The organism is Pseudomonas sp. PB103 (assembly GCF_009764635.1).
In the GTDB taxonomy this organism is placed as follows: Bacteria; Pseudomonadota; Gammaproteobacteria; order Pseudomonadales; family Pseudomonadaceae; genus Aquipseudomonas.
Map to the genome: position 1 here is coordinate 16,235 of NZ_RWIL01000097.1, position 25,451 is coordinate 41,685.

A 25,451-nucleotide genomic window follows, 5' to 3' on the forward strand; every position below is an offset into this window, starting at 1 on the left:
AGAGTCAGTTGTTGTTGCTGTCTTTGTTGTCGACGCGGTAGCCGAAGCTGAATCCGACGCCCTGGAACAGCACCACATCAGCCAGTTGCCGGGCCAGTTCGCCGGCGCTGGCCAGTTTGGTTTTCGGCACGTAGAGCATGTCGTCCGGTTGCAGGTAGGCGATTTGCGGCGCCTCACCCGACAGGGCCTTCTCGACGTCGTAACGCACCGCCTGCACCTGATTGCCGTTGCGGCGCATGATCACCACCGAATCAAGGCGTGCCTTGACGTTGGTGCCACGAGCCAGGGTCAGCGCTTCCAGTACCGAGACCGGCCGGCGGATCGGGTAGGAACCCGGTTGGCCGACTTCGCCGAGCACATAGATTTCGTTGCCGGCGGTGGACTTCAGCAGCACGTCCACGGTCATCCGGCCGGGCAGTTGCGCGTACTTCTTGTTGAGGAAGGTTTCCAGTTGATTGACGGTCATGCCTTGCAGCGGCACGGCGCCGATTTCCGGGAAACTCGCGTAGCCGTCGGTGCCGACGGTGATCTCGCGGCTCATGCCGGTGGCCGGGTGATTCAGCGCGCTTTTCAGGTTTTGCTCATTGGTCAACGGGCTGATGATCTGCACGGTCAGCTGATTGCGATTGGGCTGGAACAGCTGTTTACGTTGATAGGCACGCTGGATTTCTTCGCGCGCCTGATCACTGGTCAGCCCGGCGATTTTCACCGAGGTGTTGGCGCCCGGCAGTTCGATGGTGCCGTCGGGCAGCACCAGTTGATTGCCGTTGAGCTGGCTGGCAGCGGTGAAGTTAAGACCGATCTGGTCACCTGACTGCACACGGTAAGCGTCCGAGCCGCTGGTGCTGATGTGGAAGATCACGTCGAGTACATCCTGCGGACGCAGGGTCTGCTCGATCTTCGGCATATCAGTCGCCTGGGCGTTGGCCGGCGTGGCGGTGAGGATATTCACCGGCATGTTCTGGGTTTCGGAGGTGCTGGAGCAACCTGCAAGCGGCAGCATCAGCAGCACAAGAATCTTGGCGTTCATGGCGTCATCCTTCGCGTTCGCTTAGAGGTTTTTGTAAAGCCATTTGGGCATGTAGTACTTGCGCCGGTTGAACACGCTGCCGACCACTTTTGCCCCGGCCTGAGTCAGGCGTTGCACGGCGGCCTGGGCGACTTCCCAGCGGGTGTCTTCGGCGCGTACGACAAACACCACGCCATCGACCTGAGTGCTGATCACCAGCGTGTCGGCGGCGGAATACACTGCGTCGCCGTCGATCACCACAAAGCGGTACTGGCTGCCCAGTTGATCGAGCAACGGGCTCAGGCGCTCGGCGGTCAGGTGTTCCATGGTGCGGATCGGCCGGCCGTTGGGCAGCACGTGGAAGGGCAGGCTCGACACCTGCACCACGCAATCCTGCAACAACGGTGGGTTGTCCGGGTTGAACAGCAAGTCGCGCAGGCCGCGTTCCTTGCTCAGGTTCAGTTGCTGGGTGAGGTTGCTCGCCGACTGGCTGGCGTCGACCAGCAGCACCTGGCCACTGCTCATTTGCGCCAGTTGGCTGGCCAGCGCCAGTGCGCTGGTGGTGGTGCCGGCGCCGGGGTTGGCGGCGGTCAGGAACAGGATCCGCAGATCAAGATCCAGCACGGTCGAGGTCAGGTTCGATTCGCTGGGGTTGGCAATGCTCAGGCTTTTGTTGGTTGAACCGTCCATTAGCTTGCTCCGTGGCCGCTGAATACTTTGAAAGGGGTTTTCAACAGAATCTTCAGATCAAGCAAAAGGCTCTGCTCGGCGATATAGCTGAGGTCCAACTCAACGCGCTGGTCGAAGTCGATATTGCTGCGCCCGGAGATCTGCCACAGGCCGGTCATGCCGGGGTAGATCGCCAGACGGGCGAGGTGACTGTCCTTGTAGCGGTAGGCGTTGAACGAGGTCGGACGTGGTCCGACCAGGCGCATGTCGCCGGTCACTACATTGATCAGGTTGGGCAGTTCATCGAGGCTGGTGCGCCGCAGAAAACCGCCGATGCCGGTGATGCGTGGGTCCTGGTCAATCTTGAAGTCGATGGCGTCGGCACCGTGTTTGTTGAGGTGACGCAGCGACTCTTTCAATTCTTCGGCGTTGGCGACCATGGTGCGAAATTTGTACATGCCGAATTTGCGACCGCGATAACCAGTGCGCTTTTGCACGAACATCACCGGGCCTTTGCTGGAGTACTTGATGGCCAGTGCGAGCCCGAGCAACAGCGGCGAAATCAGCAACAGAATGGTCAGCGCGCCGAGGCAGGCGACCACGCGGTTGGTGCGCGACAGCTGCCATGGGCGACCGCCGTCACGGCCGGTGAACCAGCCGCGACCCTGACGGTGAATCGCTGCATCGAGGCGCATTCGTTGTTCCGGATCCATGCGCTTGTCGCGCTGCAGTTGTTGGATCGGTACACCTTTTTCATGTCCAGTCATAAAGTCCTCCGCTGATGTTCAGCCGCGAGCGGCGCGTGGGCGATAGGCAGTGGGGTAGTAGTCGCGAAACCATGCGATGAAGCGTCCAAGTCCTTCGTCCAGCTCGATGCGTGGCTGGAATCCGGTGGCCAGGGCCAGGTCGCTGGCGTCGGCACAGGTGTTGAGCACGTCGCCCGGTTGCAGCGGCAACAGCTCGACAATGGCTTTCTGGCCGAGGTGTTTTTCCATCAGCGCCAGATAGGTTTTCAGCTCGACCGGGTGCTGCCCGCCGATGTTGAACAACCGCCACGGCGCCATGCTGCTGGCCGGGTCGGGCTGCTCGCGATCCCACTGCGGGTTGACCTGCGGGGGGTGTTCGATAAGGCGGGCGATGCTTTCGACGATGTCGTCGACGTAAGTGAAATCGCGTTGATGTTCGCCGTAGTTGAACAGCTTCAGTGGCTCACCTTCGCTGATCGCCCGGGCGAACTGGATCGGCGACATGTCTGGCCGGCCCCAAGGACCGTACACGGTAAAAAAGCGCAGGCCGGTGCAGGGAATGCCGAACAGGTGGCTGTAACTGTGCGCCATCAGTTCATTGGCTTTTTTGGTGGCGGCGTACAGCGACAGCGGATGATTGACGCCGTCCTTCACCGAGTAGGGCGTGTGCTGGTTGGCGCCGTACACCGAACTCGACGAGGCGTAGATCAAATGCTCGACCGGGTGATGCCGGCAGCTCTCCAGAATGTTCAGGAAGCCGTTGAGGTTGCTGTCCAGGTACGCCCGTGGATTTTCCAGCGAATAACGCACCCCGGCCTGCGCCGCGAGGTGAATCACCACCGCTGGGCGTTCGCGAACAAACAGCGCCTCGATGGCCGAAGCATCGGCCAGGTCAACCGTTGCGAGCTGGAAATCGCCGACCTGCTCGCGCACCCATTGCACGCGATCGTGCTTGAGTTGCGGGTCGTAGTAACTGTTGAAATTATCCAGCCCGACCACCGAGTGCCCGTCGCGCATCAGCCGCAACACGCAATGAGCACCAATGAAACCGGCCGCGCCGGTGACCAGAACCTTCATGGCCGTAGTCCTTCGGGCGCGATGTGGCGCAGGCCGATGCCGCTGTAGTGCAGGCCGGCGGCGGCCACTTGTTCCGGGTTGTAGAGGTTGCGGCCGTCGATGATCACCTTCGAACGCAGCTTTTCCGCGAGCAATTCGAAATCGACCACACGGAAGTTTTTCCACTCGGTGCAGATCACCAGCGCATCGGCGTCTTCGAGGGTATCGTCGCGGGTCGCGCACAGGTGCAGGTCGTTGCGGTAGCCGTAGAGGCGGCGGCATTCGGACATGGCTTCCGGGTCATAGGCCTGCACGCTGGCACCTTCGGCCCACAGCGCGTCCATCAGATAACGGCTTGGCGCTTCGCGCATGTCATCGGTGTTCGGTTTGAACGCCAGGCCCCAGACCGCGATGGACTTGCCGGCCAGCCCTTGCGGGAACTGTGCTTTGAGTTTGCTGAACAGAATGTGCCGCTGCAGGTCGTTGACGTCGGTGACGCTGCGCAGCAATTTCAGCGGCATGCCGTTGTGTTCGGCGGTGTGCAGCAGGGCGCGCAGGTCCTTGGGAAAGCACGAACCACCGAAGCCGCAGCCCGGATAGATGAAGTGGTAACCGATGCGTGGATCAGAGCCGATGCCTTTGCGCACCGCTTCGATGTCGGCGCCCAGCAGTTCGGTGAGATTGGCCAGCTCGTTCATGAAGCTGATGCGCGTGGCGAGCATCGCGTTGGCGGCGTACTTGGTCAGCTCGGCGCTGCGGTTGTCCATGAACATCAATTTTTCGTGGTTGCGGCAGAACGGCGCGTACAACTCACTCATCTGCTCGCGCGCCGCGTCGTCGCGGGCTCCGATGATGATCCGGTCCGGGCGCATGCAGTCGGCGAGGGCACTGCCTTCCTTGAGGAATTCCGGGTTGGAGACCACGCGCACGTTCAGCTCGGATTTGCCACGAAGCAGCAGTTCGCTGTTGGCAGCGGCCAGCACCTGATCCGCCGTGCCCACCGGCACCGTCGATTTGATGATCAGCGTGCGATCGGCCTCCATGTGCGAGGCGATCTGCCGGGCAACGTTGAGCACGTGGCTGAGGTCGGCGGAGCCATCCTCATCGGCAGGCGTGCCGACGGCGATGAAGATCAACTCGGCGTGCTCGACCGCATCGCTGGCCTGGGTACTGAACAATAAGCGCCCGGCTTTAATGTTTTCTTCCAGTGTGCTGGATAAGCCCGGTTCACTAATCGGAGGAACTGCTTGTTGCAGTTGCTTGATTTTATTCGGATCAATATCCACGCACAAAACGCGATGTCCAACATCGGCAAGTGCCGCTGCTTGTATCAGGCCAACATAGCCCGTACCAAATACGCTCACGTCCATATTGGCGTGCCTCGTAAGACGGTGGAAAGAGTTCGAAATGAGACTGTCAAAAGGGGTATAGCGCAGGGTGGGAAAAGCGTGTCAGCAAAATGACATGTTGCACCTGTATAACAGCCCCAATTTTGGGGGCGATTGGCCATCAAGTGCTTGCTATTGCTGGATTTGTCCCGTCCTTGACGCTTTTTTCACATTTAAAAGAAAACGATAAACGGTCGAAGGCCGCGAATTTAAAGGCTTTCAGCAACTTGAGTGTGTCAGATTTGAGTCAACGTTTTTTTGACGCTTTATCGAAAAGTCAGCCATTTCTTGCGCTTTGATGGCCGGGTGCTAGTGTCAGATTTTGACCGACAAAACCTTGACCCTTTGCCGTCTCGCGCGACCGGAAAAGCCATGTTTCGATACCTCAAAGAACTGCTTTTAGTTATTTATCTGCTGCTTTATTGCGAATATTACATTGAGCGGTTAAATGCTATCGGCCTCGGTTTTGCTGTAGTTCTTTTTGGCGCGATGTTTTTGGCGCTTACTTTAGCGTTATATCTAACGGCCTATATACGACAGACCCTCGTTCGACATTTATTCGCATTGGTAATGTTTGCCTCTGCGGTGTTTTTTGACGTCTATACACGGGTCACCGCCGATTACCTGAACTACAGCAGTTTTGTCTCGCTGGTGTATTCCGGTGGCTTCATCCAGGAGGCCGCGTATCAGTATCGCGATGCGATCCTCCACGGCGTGCTCAACGGCTTGTTGCTGCTGTTCGGCATCGGTCTCAAGCCTCGCCATTCGCTGGTCATACCCAATGCGTTGCGCGTGGCCGCACCGGTGTGCGCCGTGTTGCTGCTGAGCGGGGTGCTGTTTTTACGTGCGGGTGAGGGCGCCCGTGGCTTGCCGATCATGTACACGCCGCTGGCTTACCTGAACCTGTTTGCCTACGAAGCGTTGCACAACACCGTCGGCCCGCGTGAACCGGTAACGCTGGCGCGCGGTTCGCAACCCGTCGGCCATGACATCGTGCTGATCATCGACGAAAGCATCTCCGGCAATTACCTCGACATCAACGCGCCATTCGGCGTGCACAGCAACCTCAAACAGGCGCACTCAGGCGTCGACATTTTCAATTACGGCTACGCCGCGTCCATTGCCAATTGCAGCGCCGACACCAACGTCACCCTACGCTACGGTGGCACCCGCGCTGATTACATGCGCATCAACAGCACGCTGCCGTCGATCTGGCAGTACGCGAAAAAGGCCGGGCTGCGCACGGTGTACATCGACGCCCAGCGCACCGGCGGCAATCTGCAGAACCTGATGACTGACACCGAAAAGAAGGATATCGATGAGTTCGTGCAATTCGACCAGACCAGCGTGCGCGATCGCGACATGGCGGCCGCGGCGAAACTGATCGAGTCGCTCAACGACGACAAAGCGGAGTTGGTGGTGATCAACAAGGTCGGTGCACATTTTCCGGTGCACGACAAATACCCCGATGCGTTCATGGCGTACCGCCCGACCTTGCCGCGCGGGCAGTTCACCGAGGTGGCGGATACCGGTGAGCGCACCGGTTTCAATGGCCAGCCCGATGATTGGGTGCTGTACCGCAACGCCTACAAGAACACCGTGTTGTGGAACGTCGGCGAGTTTTTTGCGCGGGTGTTTGCCCAGGCCAATCTGAATAATGCGTTGCTGATTTATACGTCTGACCATGGTCAGGATCTGCATGAGCGCGGTAATCCGGGGTTGAACACGCACTGCGGTGGCGATCCGGTGGAGGAGGAGGGGTTGGTGCCGCTGGTGGTGATTCAGGGCAGCGATCTGAAAACGCTGGACTGGTCAGCGAAACTGGCCGTGAACAAGGATCGCTCCAGTCACTACAACATTTTCCCGACGCTGCTGCAGTTGATGGGCTATGACCTGGCGGGGATCGAGGCGGTTTATGGCAAGCCACTGAGCGTGGCCACGGCGGATGAATTTACCTTCAACTATCGGTTCAATGCGCGGTTGGGGGCGAAGCCGGAGTGGAAGCATATTGATCTGGGCAGCATTGTCACGCCGACGCAGGCGCCGGCGAGTGTGGCGGCGGGGCAATAGATTTTGCAGTGGCAGGGCCGGCCTCATCGCTGGCAAGCCAGCTCCCACAGGGATTGAAGCTGTTGCAAATTTTGAGTACACCACCGGACACTGTGGGAGCTGGCTTGCCAGCGATGAGGCCGTTCAATTCACCGCAAGATTCCGAGCGGTCATCGGCATCCGCTATCCTTGCCCCACACTGACCGATCAGGTGGCGGCATGCTTCGCGTTGAAAACGTTTTCAAAAGTTATCTCACTCCTCAAGGACCGTTGCCCGTGCTGCAAGGCGTCGACCTGACGCTGGACGCCGGCAGCAGCCTGGCGCTGATGGGCGAATCAGGCAGCGGCAAAAGCACGTTGCTGCATTTGGTGGCCGGTCTGGACAAGGTCGATCGCGGCAGCATCCGCAGCGGCGAGCATCGGCTGGAGGAGATGAACGAGGCGCAACTGGCGAACTGGCGGCGTACTGAAATCGGTCTGGTGTTCCAGCAGTTCAACCTGATCGGCAGTCTGCGCGTCGAGGACAATCTGGCGTTTCAGGCGCGTCTGGCCGGGCGCCATGAGCCGCGCTGGCAGGCGCATCTGGTGCAGCGCCTGGGCCTGGGCGATTTGCTCAGGCGTTATCCCGAACAACTTTCCGGCGGCCAGCAACAACGGGTCGCGTTGGGCCGGGCACTGGCGTCGCAGCCGAAACTGCTGTTGGCTGATGAACCCACCGGCAGCCTTGATGAAGCGACCAGCGATGAAGTGCTGCGGCTGCTTCTCGAATTGCTCGATGACACGCCGACGACCTTGTTGATGGTCACCCACAGTCAGCGAGTCGCGGCGCAATTGGCGCAGCGCGTGGTGCTGTCCAAAGGTCGGCTGACGTGAGGGTTTTTCGCCAGACCCTGCGCGCGCTGCTCAGCCATTGGCGGCGCCATCCGGTGCAGTTTTTCAGTGTGCTGACCGGGTTGTGGCTGGCGACCAGTCTGCTGACCGGCGTCGAAGCGCTGAACAGTCAGGCCCGTGACAGCTACGCCCGCGCCAGTCGGATGATCGGTGGCGAACCGCAGGCCAGCCTGAGCACGCCAAGCGGGGCGACGTTTACCCAGCAGTGGTTTGTCGATCTGCGGCGTCAGGGCTGGCCGGTGTCGCCGCTGTTGCAGGGCCGCCTGACGCTCAAAGGTCACGAAAACCAGCGGCTGCAACTGATGGGCATCGAGCCGGTGTCGCTGCCAACGGATTCGGCGGTGGCCGGGCAGGCCATGCCGATCGAGCGCATCGTCGAGTTCTTCACGCCTCCGGGTAACACTTGGATTTCCCCGGAAACCCTACAAGCCCTGAACCTCGCCGAGGGTGCCACGCCGCAGACAGTCAACGGACGTTTACTGCCGCCGCTGCTTGCACAAAAGGACATGGCGCCGGGCGTGTTGCTGGTGGACATCGGCATGGCGCAAACCCTGCTCGAACAACCGGGGCAGCTGTCGCGGCTGTTGTTGCCCAAGGATTTCCACGCTGAGTTGCCGTCGTCATTCAAAGGCCAGTTGCAGCTGAAAAGCAGCGATGAGGAAAACAATCTGGCGCGCCTGACCGAGAGCTTCCATCTCAATCTTGATGCCTTGGGATTTCTCTCGTTTCTGGTTGGTCTGTTCATCGTCCATGCCGCCATCGGTCTCGCCCTGGAACAGCGTCGAGGCTTGCTGCGTACGTTGCGCGCCTGTGGTGTCAGTGCGCGGATGTTGATCGGTTGTCTGATCGTCGAGCTGGGTGTGCTGGCGCTGATCGGCGGACTGTTCGGCGTGGTCAGCGGCTACTGGCTGGCCAGCGTCTTGTTGCCGGACGTCGCCGCCAGCCTGCGCGGTTTGTACGGCGCGGAAGTGGCGGGGCAGTTGCGCCTGAGCCCTTGGTGGTGGTTGAGCGGCATCGGTTTGAGCCTGCTCGGCGCCATGCTCGCGGGCGGCAACAGCCTGCTGCGTGCGGCGCGTTTACCGTTGCTGGCCGTGGCCGACCCGCAAGCCTGGCATCAGCAATACGCGCGATGGTTGCGTCGTCAGGGTTGGCTGGCGGCCGTCCTGCTGGTGGTGGCCTTGGCGGCATTGATCTGGGGCGACAGCCTGGCCAGCGGTTTTGTGCTGATGGCCGGATTGCTGCTCGGCGCTGCACTGGCGCTGCCGGTGTTGCTCAGTGCGATCTTGAATCAGTTGTTGGGGCGCAGCCGTTCGGTGCTCGGCCAATGGTTTCTTGCCGATTGTCGCCAGCAATTGCCGGCATTGAGCCTGGCGCTGATGGCGTTGTTGCTGGCGCTCGCCGCCAATATCGGTGCGGGCAGCATGACCGGCGGTTTTCGCCAGACCTTCAACGACTGGCTCGAACAACGCTTGAGCGCCGAGCTCTACATCAACCCGAGCAATCCCGCGCAGGCTCGCGAAATGTACAGCTGGCTCCGACAGCAGCCGAACGTCACTGCGGTGCTGCCCAACTGGCAGGTCTCAGTGACGTTGCAAGGTTGGCCAGCGGACGTCTTCGGCGTGATCGATCACCCGCATTATCGCGAGCACTGGCCGTTGCTCGATGCCAGCGGCGGCGATCCGTGGGGGCACCTGGCGACGGATGATGCGGTAATGCTCAGCGAACAACTCGCCCGACGCCTGAAACTGCACGCCGGTGAACACCTGGCGATTCCCACGCCGAATGGAACGTGGTCGCCGCGCATCGTCGGCATCTACGCCGATTACGGCAATCCCAAGGGACACCTGCTGGTCAACGTCAATCACCTGTTGCGCGGCTGGCCGCAACTGACGCCGAACCGCTTCAACCTGCGCATTGAACCGCAGAATATCGCGCCGCTGCTGAGTACGTTGCAAGCGCGCTTCCAGCTCGATGACAGCCGTATCGTCGATCAGGCGCGGCTCAAGGGCTGGTCGGTTCAGGTGTTCGAACGCACCTTCGCAGCGACGGCCGCATTGAACAGTCTGACCCTGGCGGTCGCGGGCGTGGCGTTGTTTATCAGCCTGCTGACGCAAAGTCAGAGCCGCCTGGGGCAGCTCGCGCCGTTGTGGGCGCTGGGCGTCACGCGGCGGCAACTGATGCTGCTCAACCTCGGGCAAACCTGGCTGCTGGCGGTGTTGACGCTGGTGTTGGCGTTGCCTTTGGGGATTGCCCTGGCGTGGTGTCTGGACGCGGTGATCAATGTGCAGGCGTTTGGCTGGCGCCTGCCGTTGCGGGTGTTCCCTTGGCAATTGCTGCAATTGATGGGGTTGGCGTTGCTGGCGACGTTATTGGCTTCGGCATGGCCATTGTATTCGCTGTACCGCACGCAGCCGGCGGATTTGTTGAGGACGTTTGCTCATGAGGATTAACCGCGCGGTGCTGATGCTGGTGCTGCTGCTCGGCGGCTGCGATCAACCCGCGCCCGAACAGAAGGGCTTTGCCGGTATGGGCGATGAGGCGGCGGCATTCACTGCGGTGGTACCGGGGCGGGTGTTCAGCTTTCCGGCGGATCACGGCGCGCATGACGGCTTCCGCATCGAATGGTGGTACGTCACGGCCAATCTCAAGGATCAGCAGGGCCGCGAATTCGGTGTGCAGTGGACGTTGTTTCGCAGCCCTTTGAAAGCGCTGCCCGAGCAAGCGGGGTGGGGCAATCAGACGATCTGGCTGGGACATGCGGCGGTAACGTCCGCCGCTGTTCATCACGCCGCCGAGCGTTATGCACGGGGCGGCGTCGGGCAGGCGGGCGTGCGGGTGGCGCCGTTCGACGCGTGGATCGATGATTGGCGGTTTGCCAGTCAGGCCGCCGATCCTTTGAGTGACCTGCAACTCAGCGCTCGCGATAAGAATTTCGCCTATCAACTGCACCTCACTTCCAGCCGTCCGCTGGTGTTGCAGGGTGACCAGGGTTTCAGCCGCAAATCCGCAGAAGGGCAGGCCTCGTATTACTACAGTCAGCCGTTTTTCCAGGCCAGCGGCACCTTGCAGATCGACGGCCAGACTTACAGCGTCAGCGGCCCGGCGTGGCTCGATCGCGAATGGAGCAGCCAACCGCTGAGCGCCAACCAGACTGGCTGGGACTGGCTCTCCCTGCACTTGGACAACGGTGAAAAAGTCATGCTTTTCCGCACTCGGCAGAAGGACGGCGCGCCGTACCTGACCGGCACCTGGATCGCCGCCGACGGCCAGACGCAAACCCTGCGCAGCGAGCAGATCACGCTCACCCCGCAAGACACCGCCGAAGTGGCCGGTCGCAAAATGCCGATACGCTGGGCGATCCGCATCCCCGACAAACACCTCGACATCTCACTCGATGCCCTCAATCCGAATGCCTGGATGAACCTGCGCATCCCCTACTGGGAAGGCCCGGTGCGCATCAGCGGCAGCCATCCGGGCCGAGGCTATCTGGAAATGACCGGCTACTGATCAACTCAACATACAACCCCGGAAATGCCTACCGATTGAACCTACAAACCGATGTAGGAGCTGCCGAAGGCTCGGGCCGCGTTCGGACGATCTTTTGATCTTGTTTTTTGCAGGGCAAAATCAAAAGATCGTCCGAACGCGGCCCGAGCCTTCGGCAGCTCCTACAGGGGTTCGGTTGAACTTGGTGGAGTGTGCGCTCCTCTACAGGGAAACCTATGGAGGATTGGCCATGAGCGACGACCTGCAACCCCCGGATGTGAACACGTGGCAGCGTCTGTTCGAGGATGAGACTTACTGGCAGCAATCCCCCGACGCCCACTATTTCGACCTGCAACGCATCGCCGACGACCTGCTCGGCCAAGGCGCCATCGACCTGGAGCAGTGGCAGATCCTGCGCGCCAAAGCCGATGATTTGCACAAGGATTCCCCCGCCGTAAACGTCGCCCGTGAACTGGACGACCCCCAAGCCTGAGGACAGCCCCATGAAACCCATCACCCAAGGCGAACACCCCGACGAACCCCGGCCACCGGGCGAAACCGAACGCGACAACGACGCACTGCGCCCCACCGATCCAAAACAGCGCGAGCACAGCGGCAAAGGCACCCCCAGTGGCGAATCGACTGCGCAGGACACCGCAAAGCAACAAACCAAAGCCAAGCCCTGAACAGCGTCTATGCTCAGTGGCACGCCCGCGCCGAACACACGTCGGCGATGGCGCTGCCATTCATCACAGGGAAAGTATCGCTTATGAAGCTCAACGCACTGGCCAAGGCCATCACCCTCGCAACTGTACTGTCCACCACCAGTTTTACGGCACTGGCTGCCGATATTCCGTTGTCCGCCACGGTTGAGGCGGATAAGGTCACCACCAAAGTGATTTCCGTCGATGCGGCCAATCATCAGGTGGTACTGGAAGGCGCCGAAGGTAAGCCGGTTCACGTTCAGCTCAGCGACAAGGCAAAAAACCTCGGCAATCTGAAGGCCGGCGATAAGGTCGATATCGAAGTGCAGCGCTCCGTCGCCGCTTATCTCGATACCGATGTGGATAAAGGTCTGCCTGGCTCAGTCGAGCGTACCGGTGAGTTGCGCAAGGCCCCGGGCAGCGATAACCCCGGCGGCGAAGCGTTCCGTCAGGTTCAGGTACAACTGAAAATCACCAAAATTGATTTGAAGAATAATCAGGTAACGCTGGAAAACCCATCGGGGCAATCGAAAACACTCGACGTCAAACGGCCAGAGATTCAGGCGAAACTCAAGGATTTGAAAGAAGGCCAGAGCGTCATCGTCACTTACACCGATATATTAAAAGTGACCAGCGAGCATGAGAGCTGAGTATTAACTCTACAGAATGATTATTCTTGTACAGCTTGTTGTATGAGAATAATCATACTATTTGAGTTCAGCAAGAGGCTGTAAAGTTTGCCGGGAAATATCGGCGATACACAGTTTTTAACTTTTCAGTACATAAATTTCATGATTATGCCTGACGACATAAGCGCCAACTTCCATTAAAATCCCTTCCGTTCGCCCAGTGTCAGGGCTCTTTACCGGTGCATGGATTGCCAGGCCATTACACTGGGCGAACACCTCATCAGAGGTGTATGTATACAATTTCAGATAAAAAACGGCGACTTATAAAAGTCGCCGTTTTTTATTGCCACCGATCAGGCTGATGTGCGTATAGCCGGTTTACCGTGTTGCCCCTGAAAGCGTTTGAGCGTGGCCTGATACATTTTGGTTCGCCGATGTTCTTTGCCGTAGGTGCCTGCCGCCGCCACGGTGCCGGACTGGATATGGTCGAGGTAACGGAATATCTTGCGCGGCGAAAGAAACTTGATGCCATAGCCGCGCGCCGCCATGCGGTCCTGTAGCGTGTAACCCGGCACGCGATCATCCATGCAGAAGTGCAGGCCTTGGGACTTCATCAACCGAGCATTCCACAAGGTGCAGAAACTCTTCAGATGAGTTTCCCTGTAGGGTTTTGGTTCTTTCGTGCGCAAGCCCAACTGTTGTTTTGCGCGACGAACATAGTGCTTGCAAAAACGCGAAGTTAAGCGCCAGGTATCTCTCAATGCACCGCGATTGATTTGCTCGACACAACCGACCGCGGCGATATCCGCAGACTTTGTGCATTCATGCATCATCATTGCGAAGACTTCCTTGTCGTAGACAAAGGTGTCGGTGTGCAACAAAAACAGATAATCGCTTTCAACTTTCTCCAGCGCCAGATCCAGTGCCTTGCCATGGGCAATGTGTCCAGGCTCTTTGCCCGGTGAGCGCCGTTCGATCAGATTGATCCAGTCCAGCGAACGCAAGTAATCCAGACTTTCATCGGCTGAATCATTGTCCACCACCCACACTGGAATCCGCTGTTCCTGAACGTGCTCACGCAACAACTCCAGACACATACGAGTGAGGTCCGGGGTCTTGTAATTGACCAACACAAGACTGAACTTCGACGGCAGTGGTGCGGGTAAATTGAACGCGCTCATGGGCAAAGACTCATCCACGGATAAAGGGGCGACAGTGCTTTCTTGAGCTCGGATGCTAACGGTGCAACCTTAGGCGAACCTTAATTTGCCGTTTTCGCAGCGGGGCGCCGTTGTATCGAGATGAGACCGGGCCAACGCCACAGCTTTTTTTTCGTCAATTACACGCTAGAATGCGCGCCCTTTTAACGCCTCAAGGATGATAACGGCGTCGCCGTTGGGTCACGGATGAAACCACTTTCCCTCTACCACCCAGCCTTGTACTGGCTGCGCGTGTGGCAAAAAAGACTGTTCCGCCAGATCGCCTGGCGCTGCTCCAGCAAACGCTACGCCCGACCGGCCGCCACCGCCGAACGCCTGCCGTATCGCTACCTCAAGCACACCTCGAAACTGATCCGCAAACTCGGCGACTCCGACCTCGTCCTGCAACACAACAAGGTCATCAACCTTAAACTCGCCGTTGCCGCCATCGACGGCGTCACCATTGCCCCCGGCGAACACTTCTCCTTCTGCCGCCTGGTCGGCCGTCCGACACGTCAGCGTGGCTATGTCGAAGGCATGGAGCTGTCGTTCGGCGAGGCGCGACGTGGCGTTGGCGGGGGCATCTGTCAGTTGAGCAACCTGATCCACTGGATGGCCATTCACTCGCCGCTGGTGGTGGTCGAGCGTTCCAACCACAGCTTCGACCCGTTCCCGGATGAGGGGCGCGTGCTGCCGTTCGGCTCCGGCGCGGCGATTTTCTATAACTACATCGATCTGGTGCTGCACAACCCGACCGACCGGCACTTCCAACTGAAGTTGAACGTGGGCGAGACGCAACTGGAAGGCGAATTACTGTGTGATCAAGTGCGCGATTATCGATATCACGTGTTTCAGCAGGCGCACCGGTTTGTGCGGGAGGCGGGCAGGGTGTTTCGCGAGAATGAGATCTGGCGAGAGATCAGGAACAAAGGCCAGGTCGGTGAATTGGTGAAACGCGAACGGCTCTATCGCAACCGCGTGGTGGTCAAGTATGCGGTTGCCGACGAGTTGATCGAATAGAGGGTTTTTACCTGATCAGTTTCTGAAGTAAAGCTCATCCAGTTGGCGTCGACGAATTGATACGTACTCGTTCCAGACGGCGGGGAAGTCCTGATCTTTAGTCAGCGGAAAGGTCAGGTAAATGTGCTTGCCGACCACCTGGATGTATTGACGCGCACGTTTGAACGCGGGCTGTTCGTAGAGCGAAATACTCTCGTCGTAGGCGTCGTGGTAGTGATGAATACTCATGCGGTGGGGCGCGATCATCGCCCGGGCAAAATCAATCACCCAGCTACTGTCCACGGCCGTGCTCAAATAACCGTAAACCCCATCGCTTGATAGCCGAATACACGACTGGGCCTGCGTGCCTTCATCGTCATTGACCACAATGATCTGGTCGGCGAAGTACTGAATACTCCTGTCGTCAGGCCCTTGCAGGAGCAAGCCCCAACCTTCTGCGCCCATGCGGAACTCACCGTTGTTTTCAAAGGTGGCGGTCCAGCCATTGGCCAATGTGATCACGTGCTTATTCATGGGGTCTTCCCTGGTTCATTTGATTCGACGTTAAAGCTTTTCCAGATCGACAGTGCAACCTCTGTCCTTCAGCCTTTGCAGTTCCTCAGCGAATGAGTACTTCGGCAGGTCCTGATTTTCCTTGTCGTACACCTGCCGGAGCAGTCGGAACAGCACGCCAACCGTTGTTTTACTTGTTTCATCAAGGGCCTCAATCACGTCGTAGCCTTGCGCCGATAGAAAAGTGATTTTGCTTTTGAGGACGTAATAAGCAGTGATGTTGCAAAGCAGTCCCTGCGCGTCAACATAGTTTTCCTTCAGGGTTACGACATATGTTTCGAAGAGCCGGGTCAGGGTATTTTGCGGAGTGTCCTGCGTGTTCAGTGCAGCACACAGGCCTTGCCAATTGCCGATATGCAGGTGATCACCCCAGTCGCAGCCGCGGGCGAAGTAGCGTCCGTTACCTTTGAAAAAATCCGGGATCTCATGCTGATCCAGAGCCGTTTGGAAACTGTCGATCACGGAGTATTTCCTGCGGTGGTTATCAGGTGGCGACGCCACGGTCCGAACCGGGCGCGAACATCAGGTGTTCATCTTCCAGCCTGTTCCGGCAGCGCTCGACAAATGCCAAGGCAGCCGCTGAGTCGATCAGGAACAAGGCGTAGGATTTCTCGCTGATTGCGTAGTATTCCTCATAATCGACCAGACGATTGCTCACGGGTATGGACACGTAATGGCGACCCGTGGTGGTTTCGACACCGAGGGTGAAGCGTTCAGTCCGGTTGACCAATGTTTCGTCGAACTTCAATTGTCACCTCGCTCGTTTGCTTCAATACGTGGTTCGTAGCCTGACAGTCTGTTCGTCAGGCTATCGTCGTCTGAATACTTTTGCTTGAGCTGTTTCAGACGCTGGTCGGTTCCTTTGCAGGCGTGATTGATTGCGCTGATGACCTGGTCGAGGTTGTCGGGATCCGTCGGATCAGGCTCGGGGATGTCGGCGCGAAGCGTGTCACAGGTGGCTCGGTCGTTGATGAAAACGGCGACGTCGGCGGGGAGTTGGCTGTGGGCATTGGCTGCATTGGACATAAACGGGAAGGTCAGCGCGATGAGCAGGAAGAAGGGGGCGGCGTTCATGGTTTGTCTCGTGATTGGTGCTTTTTTCGGGCGGTGCCGGCTGAGTGGCTGCCATTGCGTTCACGCTGTGCTACATCCAGTGTATAAATAAATTTGGCCTCATTTTCGACACCTGGCTCGCCCTGAAACAAGCTTGCAGCTATTTCAGGCTCAGTCAGTTTTCGAAGAGACATATCTATCCCGCCTATCCTCTATGGATATTGTCGTAGTCAGTTGCTTTAGGAGTGGAGTTAATGCCTTTGTTCTCTTGAGAGTGATAATAGTCTTCGATGCTCAATGTGGAGTCAATTTTGGCCGTCAAAATGCACGCTTCAGTTTGCCAAGGATAATTCAGGTTTTTATTCATCATGGCAGGTCGTTCGGTGCGATCCCATACTTTGTACTTAGTATCGCGCCAACGGCGTGGTGGTCGGTTGGAGAGTTTGTCATGAGCCACAGTGGTTGGATCTAGATGGCGGAATTGTTCAAGGATCGGTAACTCCGGCAATGGCTGACTTACGTCCATGTAGCGCTGCAAGGTATCCCAGAATGCCAGGCATTCTTCACGACTCATTCCTAACGATTGGACCTTGCCTCCAAGGAAAATCTCGAAATCACTGTAACGGTGATGTAACCAAATAGCCGTACTGCTGTTGCCGTGGGGAGATGGTCGCAATTCCATCGATGCATCGAATTCATAAAATGGTGCAGCGAAGGCTGGACGAAAACGGCGAGCGACGGTGAGTATTCCCGTTTTTCTATTGAATTCGCTGCCATCGTGCTGGAAAACTTGTAGGTACTTAAAAAATAAGTAGTCCCACCCTACCAGTCCCATGGCTACGCTAACTACCATGGCTGCACTTCCTACCAGTAGATTTCCGCCGTACACAGGATTGCCATAATCGATAACTGATGCCGTAGTGCATGTCAGGATGCCAAACGACATTTGGGTTAGGTATTTTTTATATTTTGGCTCGTCAGACCACATGAACCAGGAGCTAAATCCCATCATTAGAAGGGCGAATAGTGGAATTATTGAAGCGATCGCCATGGAGGAGTACGTACTATGGTTCTTCATCATGTGATCTAGAGGTCGGGATATTGCCCCGGACATAACCAAAGTCCAAAATGTCCAAGGTACAAAGGCGATGCAACTCCATTTTAAAAACGGGTGCAATATTTGGATCCTGTTTGAGTTGTCAAAGCGCCAGTGTTCATTGTTTTTAGCGTAGGTTTCTTTTCTATCTTCGGTTTTCTCACGGTTATTGATTTGATGAAGCTGCGCACTTACGTCCTGCCAAGGCTCAAGATTTGCATAGTTTGCCCAGTAGAGAGCGCTTCGAAGTAAACGAAAATTCTTCGATTCTCCAGCCCGTTTGTGAGCAGGTAATTTAGGAATTACCTGACTATTGAATGCCGCAATTCCATATCTATCGGGTTGTAATTCTGTAGAATTCATGTTTTTAAGAAATCTCTCTGTTCTATCAACCAATAAGGCACGTCGTCTGCCCCACCAATATTAGTTGGCTGAGGAGCAGAATATAGCTCTGATGAATTTGCGTCGGTTGTGGCAGAAAAATATAACAGTACTCCCGAGGTTGTAGAATGAATTTTGGCGGTCAAAATGCACGGTCAGATTGTCAAGGGTAATTCAGGTTTTTATTCATCATGGCAGGTCGTTCGGTGCGATCCCGTACTCATGAATCCATTGCCACTGATTTCAGTTCTTTTCAATAGTCTGTTAGTTTACAATGTTTAGTGTTTGTGATTGTTTGTCCTCTAGCTATTTTTTTGGAAGGTGAAACTGAAATTCTAGGATTAGAATCTTTAATTACCATATCCATTCGCGCTCTGTGAAGACTGCATTTTGTGGGAGTATTTTACGAAGTGTTTCTATATAGTTTTCGAATAATTCTTTTGTTGGTCTAGCTTCAAAGCCGACCATTAATTCTGATTCTTGGGCTACGATGATATTTCTTTTTCTATCAATGGTGACAAATTTATAATCGCCCCAGTTGGATGATTTTTCAATATGGGGCGTGTTGTCCCAGCTTAGAAAAAATTTGGCTGCTATAATTGCCATGCCAGCAGGGCCGGCGAGCATGATAAATAATGCCGGGTCATATGCGATGATGCCGATAATGGATGCTAGGAATAATGCTGAAATAACTTTTAATATTGTGGCGGCAGCTTTCGGGAAGTTAAGTCTTGATTCTTCTATCCCTGATACATCGCTAATTGTGTAAGTATAGATTTTTTTTTGCCGGACAACGAGTATCCACAAATAAACGCACATCAGGGTCCATACGATTCCAGCGTGAAGGCTTAGGAATACAGATCGCTCTGGTTCGGGCAAAAGAATAACGTAGGTTTCGTAAAATCCATTCGTGATCGCCGTTAGCCCTATTAGAGTTAAGATTGCCATACCTATGTCCATATGCACTGTGTCTCGAGGTAGCGCCTTTGTTGTCCACGTCATTAGTGGTTTTGCATGCGTCGATCTTTCGTGGTTCGAAAATTCTTTGGCTTTATCCGTATTTTCATTTTTCATAGCAGGAAATTTTCATTAATTAAGAATGGGGAGTACGGTTGCATTGTCGCGTCCTCCGAGTTTCTGCACGGCTAAGTTGCTCTTGTCTAAAAGGTTTAAGCGTGCGTCTTTCTGGTCGTCTACTCCATCATCTGTAAGCTCCAATTGGTAGCGGTAGCCTCTATCGCCTTCACCAGAAGCAAGAATTTCAGTAGGGTACCAGATCTGGAATTCAATATTTTGAGCGTTAGCAGTGAGAGGAACTCAAGTTTGCCTTGAGTTTCGGGAACAACGTGTGGTCATTGCCGAAGATCAGTTTGTGCGGCGCGGCGCTGTGCTGGAAGTGGTAGTGAATGCCTTCTTCTTCGCACAGACGCTGGATGAAGTGCAGATCCGATTCGTCGTATTGCATGCAGTAGATGCGCTCGGGGTAGACCGCGCCGGTCTGAAAGGCGTAGGCATTGCTGGATGCCGTGTTCTTCCAGCACCTGGCTGATGATTTTCGGCACGCTGAGGTTCTGAAAGATGCGCTGGTTGATGCGGTGCGCGAGGTACGCCAGTTGTGGGCGCAGGGTCAGCGAATAGCGCGTCAGGCGTTTGCCCGAGTCGCCCTGCGCGGCGCGGAAGATCTGGCCGTGGATGCCGCTGACGTCGGGCTACAGTTGCAGGAAGGCCGGTTTGTGCAGGAGGGTTTCGAGAACCACGATGTTTGCTCATTGGCCAACTCAGGTTTAAAACGAAAACCTAGTTGCTAGCTCTTTGGTCGTGCAAAAATAAATCAGTTTTTGTCGCGTCCCTCTTCAAAACTTGTAGACGGTCGAGTAAGTTTTTTTGCGAGTACTAAGAATTTGTCAATGTCAGCTTTAGGTAGGTGTACCGGTATATATAGATAGTTGTCTTCAAGGCGCATTTTTGGATTGTGACGGCGCTGGACGGCGACTAAATTTCGCTTTCTATCAGTAATTACGAGATTTGGTCGATCCCAAGTGAATCTTAAACTTTTTGTCGGGTTTTTCCAGTTTAAAAGATGTATGGCACTCACTATAGAGACTCCAGCGGGACCGGCTAGTAGCCATGCTGCTGATGGGTTGAAAATAATAAATACTAAAACTGCGAAGAGGAATATTCCAGATAGCCATTTGAAGAAGGTTCCCGCAAGCTTCGGGAAGTGGGTTTTGTATTTAACATCGATTTCTTTATCGGTAACTACGTAGTGGTATATATATTTTTGCCGTATCACTAATATCCAGAAATATAAAGTCATGCAGAGGCATACAGTTCCGAAGTGTGCGCTTAGAAATATTGATCGTTGTCGTAGTGGGAGCTCAAGATAAAATATTTCATATATTCCATTTAAGAGTGCAGTTAGTCCGATTAAGGTAAGTACAATCATGCCCATGTCCATGATTGAAGTATTGTGAGGTAGAGCTTTAATTGTCCAAGACATCTGGACATTGCCCGCAATTGGTGCCTGTTCGATAGCGTTTTTGTCTGGTATTGAAGTAGTCATTTATTTTTCTTAAGCGGAGCTTGCACCAAGGCGCCACGCATTCGACCGCCTAGTATTTGATTTAGATGTGTGTGATTAACAAGTTCTTTTTATGTCCTTATTCCTGTCAGTGTATTGGCTGGCTGTTCAGATTTAAAGATATTGCTTGGTGTTTTAGCGCTCACCATTTCCAGTCTTCCTCAGAAAAAATTGCATCATCTGGAAGTATTGTGTGAAGGTTTTTAGATACTCATCGAACAATTTGTCTGACAGTCGGGCTTCAAATCCAACCATTAAGTTGGTTTGGTGGATTACTATTATATTTTTTTTCGATCAACTGTTACAAATTTATATTTATCCCAGTTGCTACTCGTTTCGGTATGTGTTTCATTTTTCCAGCCTAAAAAGAATTTTGCAGGAATTATGGCCATGCCGGCTGGCCCCGCAAGTATTAGAAGCATTGAGGGGTCGTATATGCATGCGCCGATAATCGCTATCAAAAAAAACGCTGAAATTGATTTAAATATATAATTCGCTATTCTTGGAAAGTGTAGTTGTGACTCTTGGGTTCCGAAAGTTCGATTGATTTTATAGTGGTAGATTTTTTTTTGGCGAACGACAAGCTTCCATAAGTAAATTGTCATAATCGTCCAGGCGAACCCTGCGTGGAGACTCAGAAATGTCGATTGATCTTTTTCAGATAAGTTCAAGATATAGACTTCGTGCATCCCGTTTGCTATGGCCGTTAATCCGAGTATCAGCATTGCCGCCATGCCGATATCCATAAACCTGGAGGCGTGTTGTCGCGTTTTTATCGACCACTCCATAATAGGAAGAAGTCTATTTGTATTTTTAATATTGGCGAGGGTTGGAGTGTCGTTATTTTGGCTCATTATCTTTTGCTCCATTTACTCGAGAATAGGAAGAACTGCTGCATTTTCACGCCCTCCTAATTCTTGTACTACGAGAGTGCTGTCATCCAAAGAACTAATTCTAGTATCATTTTGGTCATTGATTCCGTCGCTTTACATCTGTATACATTCAAGATACAAAGATGTATGTCTCTCTTTGTTGATAGAGCCATGCGACCACCGTTTTTCTCCCAACGGTGCAAACGGGTCGTTGGGTTTTTGATCTATGCTCCAACTGTATCAAATAAAACTGGCAAGTTCTATCTGCGTCTTTTTGATTTGTTGTTTGATCCGGGTTTTATGCTGCTACCATGGCCAGCGCTCAACACGATACTCTACAGATTCTGGAAGTAATTCGTGCATTATTTTCAAACAGTAATGAAGTGTTTCTTTGTTCGGTAAGCGCATATTGAACCCAAATAATGGGTTGTTAGTGCATGTGGCGATTACCATCAATCTGTCCTGATCTATAATAACCAAGTCGTAAGTGCTCCATGCTACCGAATTGTTTTTTACTTTGTTCTTCCAATTTATAAAGAATCTGGCTGAGCCTAAAGCCATTGCAATCGGCCCAATCATGAAGGCAAGAGATCCTGTGAACGCCGCAACAGAAAAAAAGAGTATTACGATGGCGATGGCTGAAGATTTGAATATGGGCGTTGCAAACTTCGGGAAGTATAAATATTTCTCAACTTCTGCGCCGTTTTTGGTGATTCGATAATTAAATACGGTTTTTTGGCGTGTCATCATTAGGAATATAAGAAAAAGGCCATAAGCGATGCCGCAAATCGCTAACCAAATATCTAGATTTTCATGGATGTTATCCCGCATATACCAAGTAATACCCAAGCAAATTAGTGTGGGTATTAGCATCATGACCACAGGGCCGAGATTTATGTCCCTTAATGGTTGCTCTAAAGAGCGAGTTGTCCACGCCAATAGAGCCTCGCTGGAGGGCTGGGGGGGAGGGCTGTCGCTTTCTAAGTTGGAGTCGTTTGTAGTGTTGGTCGGTGTTCTTCTGATATCGTTCATGTTATGTCTTTTTAATCTAGAACAAAAACAAGCGACTCATTCCGGCTTGCCGATTTAACTTGCAGTTTTTTACTCAGACCGTCTGCCTCTGTTGAACCATCCGTGCTTATTTCGACTTGATAAAGGTTACCACGATCGTCGCTATCACCGCTGACAATGCGGGATGAGTACCATATTTGGAACTCTAAATAGTTTGTATTTTCTCCAAGTGGTACCCACGCCTGCCAGATAAAGCCCTTTCCTGGATCTACGCAGTAAATGCGTTCGGGGTAGACCGAGCCGGTCTGGAAGGCGTAGGCATTGCCCTGGATGCTGTGTTCTTCCAGCACCTGGCTGATGATTTTCGGCACGCTGAGGTTCTGGAAGATGCGCTGGTTGATGCGGTGCGCGAGGTACGCCAGTTGCGGGCGCAGGGTTACTGCCCGCAAAAGCGGGTCAACGTACGCGGAAATCTGGAGGGGCGTAAACAACATCGACCAGCAGAGCTGGCCGATGTTTGTAGCGATGAACCGTAATTGAACGACTGGAGCACGCCAGTCATCGGATCCCGAAGTACTGGATACTTCGTGGGGCCAGGTGATTTTGCGGTAGGTGAAATGCACTTCGTCCAGGTGGGTGAAGTACGAGTTGCCTGGATGCTGGCAGTTGTACATTTTGTTGTTGATCGCGGCATAGGTAATCATGAACGATGAATATTATCGAAGTCATCAGCTTTCGGAGTTGCATGTATCCCTTTTGCTTCTTGAGCGCGGTAATACGCCTCAATCGTCAACGATGGATCGATACGCGCTTTCACGATACAGGGTTCTTTTTGCCATGGATATTCTTGCAACTGTTTGGCCAGAGCCTTCTGGCCGCCTGTAATCCATCCTTTCTCCGACTGATCTCTCCATCGTCGTGGGTTGCGGCCAGTTTTTGCGTCGTGGGCCACTGTCACGGGATCAAGATGGCGACTTTGCTCAAGTACAGGCAGGTCAGGCAACGGTTGTGTGACATCCATGTAACGTTGCAGGCAATCCCAGAATGCCAATGTATTCGGCTGGTCAAGGCCTAAGGCGTGAACTTTGGTGGCTAGGCATACCTTGTTGTCGGTATATCGGTGATGCAGCCACAGGGCGTAGTCGTGAGAACCATAACCACTAGGCAGTAGTTGGAGCACCGGATCAAATTCTTCAAAGGGTGCTACAAAAATTCTACGAAAACGTCGCTTGAAGCGGAGCATTCCGTCGAGGCGATTGAACTCGCTTCCGTCGTGGGTGCTCATTCTGCCGTACAGCCACAGCAGGCTATCAGTCCCTACAGTTGCTACGAAATAAAGAAATGTGCCTAGCCAGAGGCAAACTTGCATGCTGTCAGTTCCAAAAAGTGAACCATACCTCCATAAAACGGTACCGGCGAAAATTACGAAACCGCCGATTTGGATCTGATGCACCAGTTTTTTGCCACTCATGAATAGCGCAAGTGAAATATACATGGCAGCCACGACAGCTATGCATCCAATTAACATATAAAACGCATTAACATCGCTTCTCCCTGTGTCGGGGACGAACTCAATGACTATTCCGAGTCCCCAAACAGCTGATACGAAAGAGATACAAATTAATTTAAGTATAAATAGTAGGTGTGGAATCTTAGTGGTGCTTTGAAATTGCCAGCGGTTCGCGTTGCAGTATGTATTTTCAGTGTGTCCCGTCTCCCGCTGTCGGCGATATGCAGACTGTTCTTTACTCTCTAATTGGGCAGTGACTTCCATTTCTGGCTCTATGTATGCGTAGTGACCAAAAGCAAGATGAGTATCAAAGGTGCCTGAACGATTGAAGTCTTGTGCCGATTTGGGTGGCGGCAACGCTTCTTGGTTGTTGCTGTAATATGCACTTACAGCATATGGAGTGTCCAATTTAAATGTCATACAGGGAACTCAGTGATTTCAATTTGCCAATAGGGGGTGTTTCATTTGCAGGCAGATTGTCTGGCGGTAGTCGACGGTTTGACGGTGAAAATGCTGACCAGTTTTTAGGGCTGGGCTGAGGTAAAATCAAATGCTCGTCTTGCTGATCTGAGCTTAATTCAAACTGAGCACTAATTTTTAAGCCTTGAGTCACCCGAACATTATAACGATCTAGGGGGCTAAGCTGAATTATGGCTAAGCTTGCGGGTACGATGTAAAGCACGCTAGTCGAGTCCAACGAAAGTGCTGCTACCTTAGGCGCTGCAGCGGGTACACGATGGTAGCGTTTTACGTCGAAAGGACCGTTAATTCGCAAGCTACTTTGGAACTCTTGAGTGATCAATTGAAATTGCTTGGTATTCTCGAACATTGACAATAGTGGAGAGCTGAGAACTATAGCCCAGTCCTGATCGTCTAGAGCTTGTTTCTGAGGTACAACGCATTGAAGCCCCGAAGTTGGTATTGGCGAGCGATCATGATCCGCTTGTTCTAAAGCCTTGCGGTGAGCTACGGGTGCTTTTTTTCGCCATTCGGCCAACCGTTGTACGAATATTTGCGGTTTTCCGAAATGCCGAGTAGTTGCTGATAGGCAACCTGCGGATCCTTCAAGTGAGAAAAACGCTGACCATTGCCCAAAGCATGATCCAGCATTCCCGCTTCGGCAAATTTGCTACCGAATGGGCCTTTTTTCACCACTATCTCTATGTCACTGCCGGTCAGCAGATTGGCAGCGATAGTACCTCCTATAGCCAGAACCATGCGCGTTTGCCCGAGTCGCCCTGCGCGGCGCGGTAGATCTGGCCGTGGATGCCGCTGCCGTCGGGCGACAGTTGCAGGAAGGCCGGTTTGTGCAGGAGGGTTTCGAGGTCCAGCGACGGTTTTTCATTGACCAGTTCCACCTCGAACACGAAGGGTTGGCTGATGGCTTCCCGGCCTTGCAGGGTAAACACCTGAAAGTCGGCCGGGAGACCTTCGATGGTCAGGGCAAAGTGGGTTTCATTGGCCGGCGCGAACATCCGTTGTTCCTCGTGCTGTACAGCGGCGCTCGTCGACGGCCGCGAAAGCGGGTCAACGTACGCGAAATTCTGGA

The 25,451-nt window shown here is 54.1% G+C and carries 25 protein-coding genes and 4 pseudogenes; 8 read left to right on the plus strand and 21 right to left on the minus strand.

Going from position 1 to position 25,451, the window contains the following annotated elements:
- Nucleotides 1-4: 4 nt before the first annotated feature.
- From EJA70_RS17180 to EJA70_RS17200, 5 genes are read right to left on the minus strand one after another with little or no spacing between them, the layout of a single operon-like run.
- The gene (locus EJA70_RS17180) at nucleotides 5-1,030 is read right to left on the minus strand and encodes a polysaccharide biosynthesis/export family protein (protein WP_158832244.1); all 1,026 of its coding nucleotides are present in this window, start codon (nucleotides 1,028-1,030) and stop codon (nucleotides 5-7) included.
- A 21-nt stretch (nucleotides 1,031-1,051) separates the two neighbouring features.
- Entirely contained in the window at nucleotides 1,052-1,699 is a 648-nt protein-coding gene (locus EJA70_RS17185) for a CpsD/CapB family tyrosine-protein kinase (RefSeq protein WP_008084477.1), read from the minus strand.
- Nucleotides 1,699-2,445, minus strand: coding sequence for a sugar transferase (locus EJA70_RS17190; RefSeq protein WP_008084479.1), 747 nt, complete (start codon nucleotides 2,443-2,445; stop codon nucleotides 1,699-1,701). The genes EJA70_RS17185 and EJA70_RS17190 overlap by 1 nt, the downstream gene beginning before the upstream one ends.
- Nucleotides 2,446-2,463: 18 nt before the next feature.
- Nucleotides 2,464-3,501 (minus strand): NAD-dependent epimerase, encoded by a 1,038-nt coding sequence (locus EJA70_RS17195; RefSeq protein ID WP_158832246.1) that lies wholly within the window; start codon nucleotides 3,499-3,501, stop codon nucleotides 2,464-2,466.
- Entirely contained in the window at nucleotides 3,498-4,850 is a 1,353-nt protein-coding gene (locus EJA70_RS17200; protein ID WP_008084483.1) for a UDP-glucose/GDP-mannose dehydrogenase family protein, read from the minus strand. Before EJA70_RS17200 ends, EJA70_RS17195 begins: the two co-directional genes overlap by 4 nt.
- 390 nt (nucleotides 4,851-5,240) lie before the next feature.
- On the opposite strand from EJA70_RS17200, the gene EJA70_RS17205 reads away from it, so the two are divergent.
- The 7 genes from EJA70_RS17205 (at nucleotide 5,241) to EJA70_RS17235 (ending at nucleotide 12,648) form a co-directional block, all read left to right on the plus strand.
- Nucleotides 5,241-6,938, plus strand: a complete 1,698-nt coding sequence (locus EJA70_RS17205; protein WP_158832248.1) for a sulfatase-like hydrolase/transferase — start codon at nucleotides 5,241-5,243, stop codon at nucleotides 6,936-6,938.
- Nucleotides 6,939-7,136: 198 nt separating this feature from the next.
- Complete coding sequence (locus EJA70_RS17210; protein WP_045123215.1) at nucleotides 7,137-7,790, plus strand: ABC transporter ATP-binding protein; 654 nt, start codon at nucleotides 7,137-7,139, stop codon at nucleotides 7,788-7,790.
- Nucleotides 7,787-10,258, plus strand: a complete 2,472-nt coding sequence (locus EJA70_RS17215; protein WP_158832250.1) for an FtsX-like permease family protein — start codon at nucleotides 7,787-7,789, stop codon at nucleotides 10,256-10,258. Before EJA70_RS17210 ends, EJA70_RS17215 begins: the two co-directional genes overlap by 4 nt.
- The gene (locus tag EJA70_RS17220) at nucleotides 10,248-11,315 is read left to right on the plus strand and encodes a lipocalin-like domain-containing protein (RefSeq protein ID WP_158832252.1); all 1,068 of its coding nucleotides are present in this window, start codon (nucleotides 10,248-10,250) and stop codon (nucleotides 11,313-11,315) included. The genes EJA70_RS17215 and EJA70_RS17220 overlap by 11 nt, the downstream gene beginning before the upstream one ends.
- A 229-nt stretch (nucleotides 11,316-11,544) precedes the next feature.
- A complete protein-coding gene (locus EJA70_RS17225) occupies nucleotides 11,545-11,787 on the plus strand; it encodes a hypothetical protein (protein WP_158832254.1) in 243 nt (80 codons plus the stop codon).
- A gap of 10 nt (nucleotides 11,788-11,797) precedes the next feature.
- The gene (locus tag EJA70_RS17230; RefSeq protein ID WP_158832256.1) at nucleotides 11,798-11,980 is read left to right on the plus strand and encodes a hypothetical protein; all 183 of its coding nucleotides are present in this window, start codon (nucleotides 11,798-11,800) and stop codon (nucleotides 11,978-11,980) included.
- Nucleotides 11,981-12,063: 83 nt separating this feature from the next.
- Nucleotides 12,064-12,648 carry a hypothetical protein gene (locus tag EJA70_RS17235; RefSeq protein WP_158832258.1) on the plus strand — a complete coding sequence of 195 codons (585 nt, stop codon included), beginning with the start codon at nucleotides 12,064-12,066 and terminating at the stop codon, nucleotides 12,646-12,648.
- A gap of 332 nt (nucleotides 12,649-12,980) precedes the next feature.
- Here EJA70_RS17235 and EJA70_RS17240 read toward each other — a convergent pair whose 3' ends face one another.
- Nucleotides 12,981-13,808: a glycosyltransferase family 2 protein gene (locus EJA70_RS17240; RefSeq protein WP_158832260.1), complete on the minus strand. Its 828-nt coding sequence runs from the start codon at nucleotides 13,806-13,808 to the stop codon at nucleotides 12,981-12,983.
- A 225-nt stretch (nucleotides 13,809-14,033) separates the two neighbouring features.
- On the opposite strand from EJA70_RS17240, the gene EJA70_RS17245 reads away from it, so the two are divergent.
- Nucleotides 14,034-14,846, plus strand: coding sequence for a VanW family protein (locus EJA70_RS17245; protein ID WP_158832262.1), 813 nt, complete (start codon nucleotides 14,034-14,036; stop codon nucleotides 14,844-14,846).
- A gap of 15 nt (nucleotides 14,847-14,861) precedes the next feature.
- Here the strand turns inward: EJA70_RS17245 and EJA70_RS17250 are convergent, their stop codons facing one another.
- The 15 genes and pseudogenes from EJA70_RS17250 to EJA70_RS17320 all read right to left on the minus strand — a co-directional run.
- Nucleotides 14,862-15,359: a hypothetical protein gene (locus EJA70_RS17250; protein ID WP_158832264.1), complete on the minus strand. Its 498-nt coding sequence runs from the start codon at nucleotides 15,357-15,359 to the stop codon at nucleotides 14,862-14,864.
- 30 nt (nucleotides 15,360-15,389) lie between these two features.
- Complete coding sequence (locus tag EJA70_RS17255; RefSeq protein WP_158832266.1) at nucleotides 15,390-15,860, minus strand: hypothetical protein; 471 nt, start codon at nucleotides 15,858-15,860, stop codon at nucleotides 15,390-15,392.
- 22 nt (nucleotides 15,861-15,882) lie between these two features.
- On the minus strand, nucleotides 15,883-16,146 hold the full coding sequence (locus EJA70_RS17260) for a hypothetical protein (RefSeq protein ID WP_008084184.1): 264 nt from the start codon (nucleotides 16,144-16,146) through the stop codon (nucleotides 15,883-15,885).
- The gene (locus tag EJA70_RS17265; protein ID WP_158832268.1) at nucleotides 16,143-16,472 is read right to left on the minus strand and encodes a hypothetical protein; all 330 of its coding nucleotides are present in this window, start codon (nucleotides 16,470-16,472) and stop codon (nucleotides 16,143-16,145) included. Before EJA70_RS17265 ends, EJA70_RS17260 begins: the two co-directional genes overlap by 4 nt.
- A gap of 184 nt (nucleotides 16,473-16,656) precedes the next feature.
- Nucleotides 16,657-17,910 carry a hypothetical protein gene (locus EJA70_RS31125; RefSeq protein ID WP_256677695.1) on the minus strand — a complete coding sequence of 418 codons (1,254 nt, stop codon included), beginning with the start codon at nucleotides 17,908-17,910 and terminating at the stop codon, nucleotides 16,657-16,659.
- Nucleotides 17,911-18,282: 372 nt separating this feature from the next.
- On the minus strand, nucleotides 18,283-18,876 hold the full coding sequence (locus EJA70_RS17275) for a permease (protein WP_158832270.1): 594 nt from the start codon (nucleotides 18,874-18,876) through the stop codon (nucleotides 18,283-18,285).
- Between the two features lie 382 nt (nucleotides 18,877-19,258).
- Nucleotides 19,259-19,679, minus strand: a pseudogene (locus EJA70_RS17280) (contractile injection system protein, VgrG/Pvc8 family); the annotation flags it as partial.
- An 80-nt stretch (nucleotides 19,680-19,759) separates the two neighbouring features.
- Nucleotides 19,760-20,491, minus strand: coding sequence for a hypothetical protein (locus tag EJA70_RS17285; protein WP_158832272.1), 732 nt, complete (start codon nucleotides 20,489-20,491; stop codon nucleotides 19,760-19,762).
- Nucleotides 20,492-20,787: 296 nt separating this feature from the next.
- Nucleotides 20,788-21,363: a hypothetical protein gene (locus EJA70_RS17290; RefSeq protein WP_158832274.1), complete on the minus strand. Its 576-nt coding sequence runs from the start codon at nucleotides 21,361-21,363 to the stop codon at nucleotides 20,788-20,790.
- 324 nt (nucleotides 21,364-21,687) lie between these two features.
- Complete coding sequence (locus EJA70_RS17295; RefSeq protein WP_158832276.1) at nucleotides 21,688-22,413, minus strand: hypothetical protein; 726 nt, start codon at nucleotides 22,411-22,413, stop codon at nucleotides 21,688-21,690.
- Nucleotides 22,414-22,661: 248 nt separating this feature from the next.
- Nucleotides 22,662-22,835: pseudogene (locus EJA70_RS17300) on the minus strand (contractile injection system protein, VgrG/Pvc8 family); the annotation flags it as partial.
- Nucleotides 22,836-22,934: 99 nt separating this feature from the next.
- Nucleotides 22,935-23,078, minus strand: a pseudogene (locus tag EJA70_RS17305) (type VI secretion system tube protein Hcp); the annotation flags it as partial.
- 14 nt (nucleotides 23,079-23,092) lie between these two features.
- Entirely contained in the window at nucleotides 23,093-23,761 is a 669-nt protein-coding gene (locus EJA70_RS17310) for a hypothetical protein (protein ID WP_158832282.1), read from the minus strand.
- Nucleotides 23,762-24,868: 1,107 nt separating this feature from the next.
- Nucleotides 24,869-25,120 (minus strand): hypothetical protein, encoded by a 252-nt coding sequence (locus EJA70_RS17315; protein ID WP_158832278.1) that lies wholly within the window; start codon nucleotides 25,118-25,120, stop codon nucleotides 24,869-24,871.
- A 2-nt stretch (nucleotides 25,121-25,122) separates the two neighbouring features.
- Nucleotides 25,123-25,377: pseudogene (locus EJA70_RS17320) on the minus strand (type VI secretion system tip protein VgrG); the annotation flags it as partial.
- Nucleotides 25,378-25,451 lie beyond the last annotated feature (74 nt).

Coding starts and splice junctions, on each gene's coding strand:
- EJA70_RS17220 (WP_158832252.1), top strand. CDS start 10,248: ATGAGGATTAACCGCGCGGTGCTGATGCTGGTGCTGCTGCTCGGCGGC.
- EJA70_RS17275 (WP_158832270.1), bottom strand. CDS start 18,876: ATGGCAATCTTAACTCTAATAGGGCTAACGGCGATCACGAATGGATTT.
- EJA70_RS17315 (WP_158832278.1), bottom strand. CDS start 25,120: ATGGTTCTGGCTATAGGAGGTACTATCGCTGCCAATCTGCTGACCGGC.
- EJA70_RS17230 (WP_158832256.1), top strand. CDS start 11,798: ATGAAACCCATCACCCAAGGCGAACACCCCGACGAACCCCGGCCACCG.
- EJA70_RS17250 (WP_158832264.1), bottom strand. CDS start 15,359: ATGAATAAGCACGTGATCACATTGGCCAATGGCTGGACCGCCACCTTT.
- EJA70_RS17245 (WP_158832262.1), top strand. CDS start 14,034: ATGAAACCACTTTCCCTCTACCACCCAGCCTTGTACTGGCTGCGCGTG.
- EJA70_RS17210 (WP_045123215.1), top strand. CDS start 7,137: ATGCTTCGCGTTGAAAACGTTTTCAAAAGTTATCTCACTCCTCAAGGA.
- EJA70_RS17290 (WP_158832274.1), bottom strand. CDS start 21,363: ATGAGCCAAAATAACGACACTCCAACCCTCGCCAATATTAAAAATACA.
- EJA70_RS17285 (WP_158832272.1), bottom strand. CDS start 20,491: ATGACTACTTCAATACCAGACAAAAACGCTATCGAACAGGCACCAATT.
- EJA70_RS17265 (WP_158832268.1), bottom strand. CDS start 16,472: ATGAACGCCGCCCCCTTCTTCCTGCTCATCGCGCTGACCTTCCCGTTT.
- EJA70_RS17240 (WP_158832260.1), bottom strand. CDS start 13,808: ATGAGCGCGTTCAATTTACCCGCACCACTGCCGTCGAAGTTCAGTCTT.
- EJA70_RS17195 (WP_158832246.1), bottom strand. CDS start 3,501: ATGAAGGTTCTGGTCACCGGCGCGGCCGGTTTCATTGGTGCTCATTGC.
- EJA70_RS31125 (WP_256677695.1), bottom strand. CDS start 17,910: ATGAATTCTACAGAATTACAACCCGATAGATATGGAATTGCGGCATTC.
- EJA70_RS17310 (WP_158832282.1), bottom strand. CDS start 23,761: ATGCAAGTTTGCCTCTGGCTAGGCACATTTCTTTATTTCGTAGCAACT.
- EJA70_RS17205 (WP_158832248.1), top strand. CDS start 5,241: ATGTTTCGATACCTCAAAGAACTGCTTTTAGTTATTTATCTGCTGCTT.
- EJA70_RS17225 (WP_158832254.1), top strand. CDS start 11,545: ATGAGCGACGACCTGCAACCCCCGGATGTGAACACGTGGCAGCGTCTG.
- EJA70_RS17180 (WP_158832244.1), bottom strand. CDS start 1,030: ATGAACGCCAAGATTCTTGTGCTGCTGATGCTGCCGCTTGCAGGTTGC.
- EJA70_RS17190 (WP_008084479.1), bottom strand. CDS start 2,445: ATGACTGGACATGAAAAAGGTGTACCGATCCAACAACTGCAGCGCGAC.
- EJA70_RS17200 (WP_008084483.1), bottom strand. CDS start 4,850: ATGGACGTGAGCGTATTTGGTACGGGCTATGTTGGCCTGATACAAGCA.
- EJA70_RS17185 (WP_008084477.1), bottom strand. CDS start 1,699: ATGGACGGTTCAACCAACAAAAGCCTGAGCATTGCCAACCCCAGCGAA.
- EJA70_RS17295 (WP_158832276.1), bottom strand. CDS start 22,413: ATGAACGATATCAGAAGAACACCGACCAACACTACAAACGACTCCAAC.
- EJA70_RS17235 (WP_158832258.1), top strand. CDS start 12,064: ATGAAGCTCAACGCACTGGCCAAGGCCATCACCCTCGCAACTGTACTG.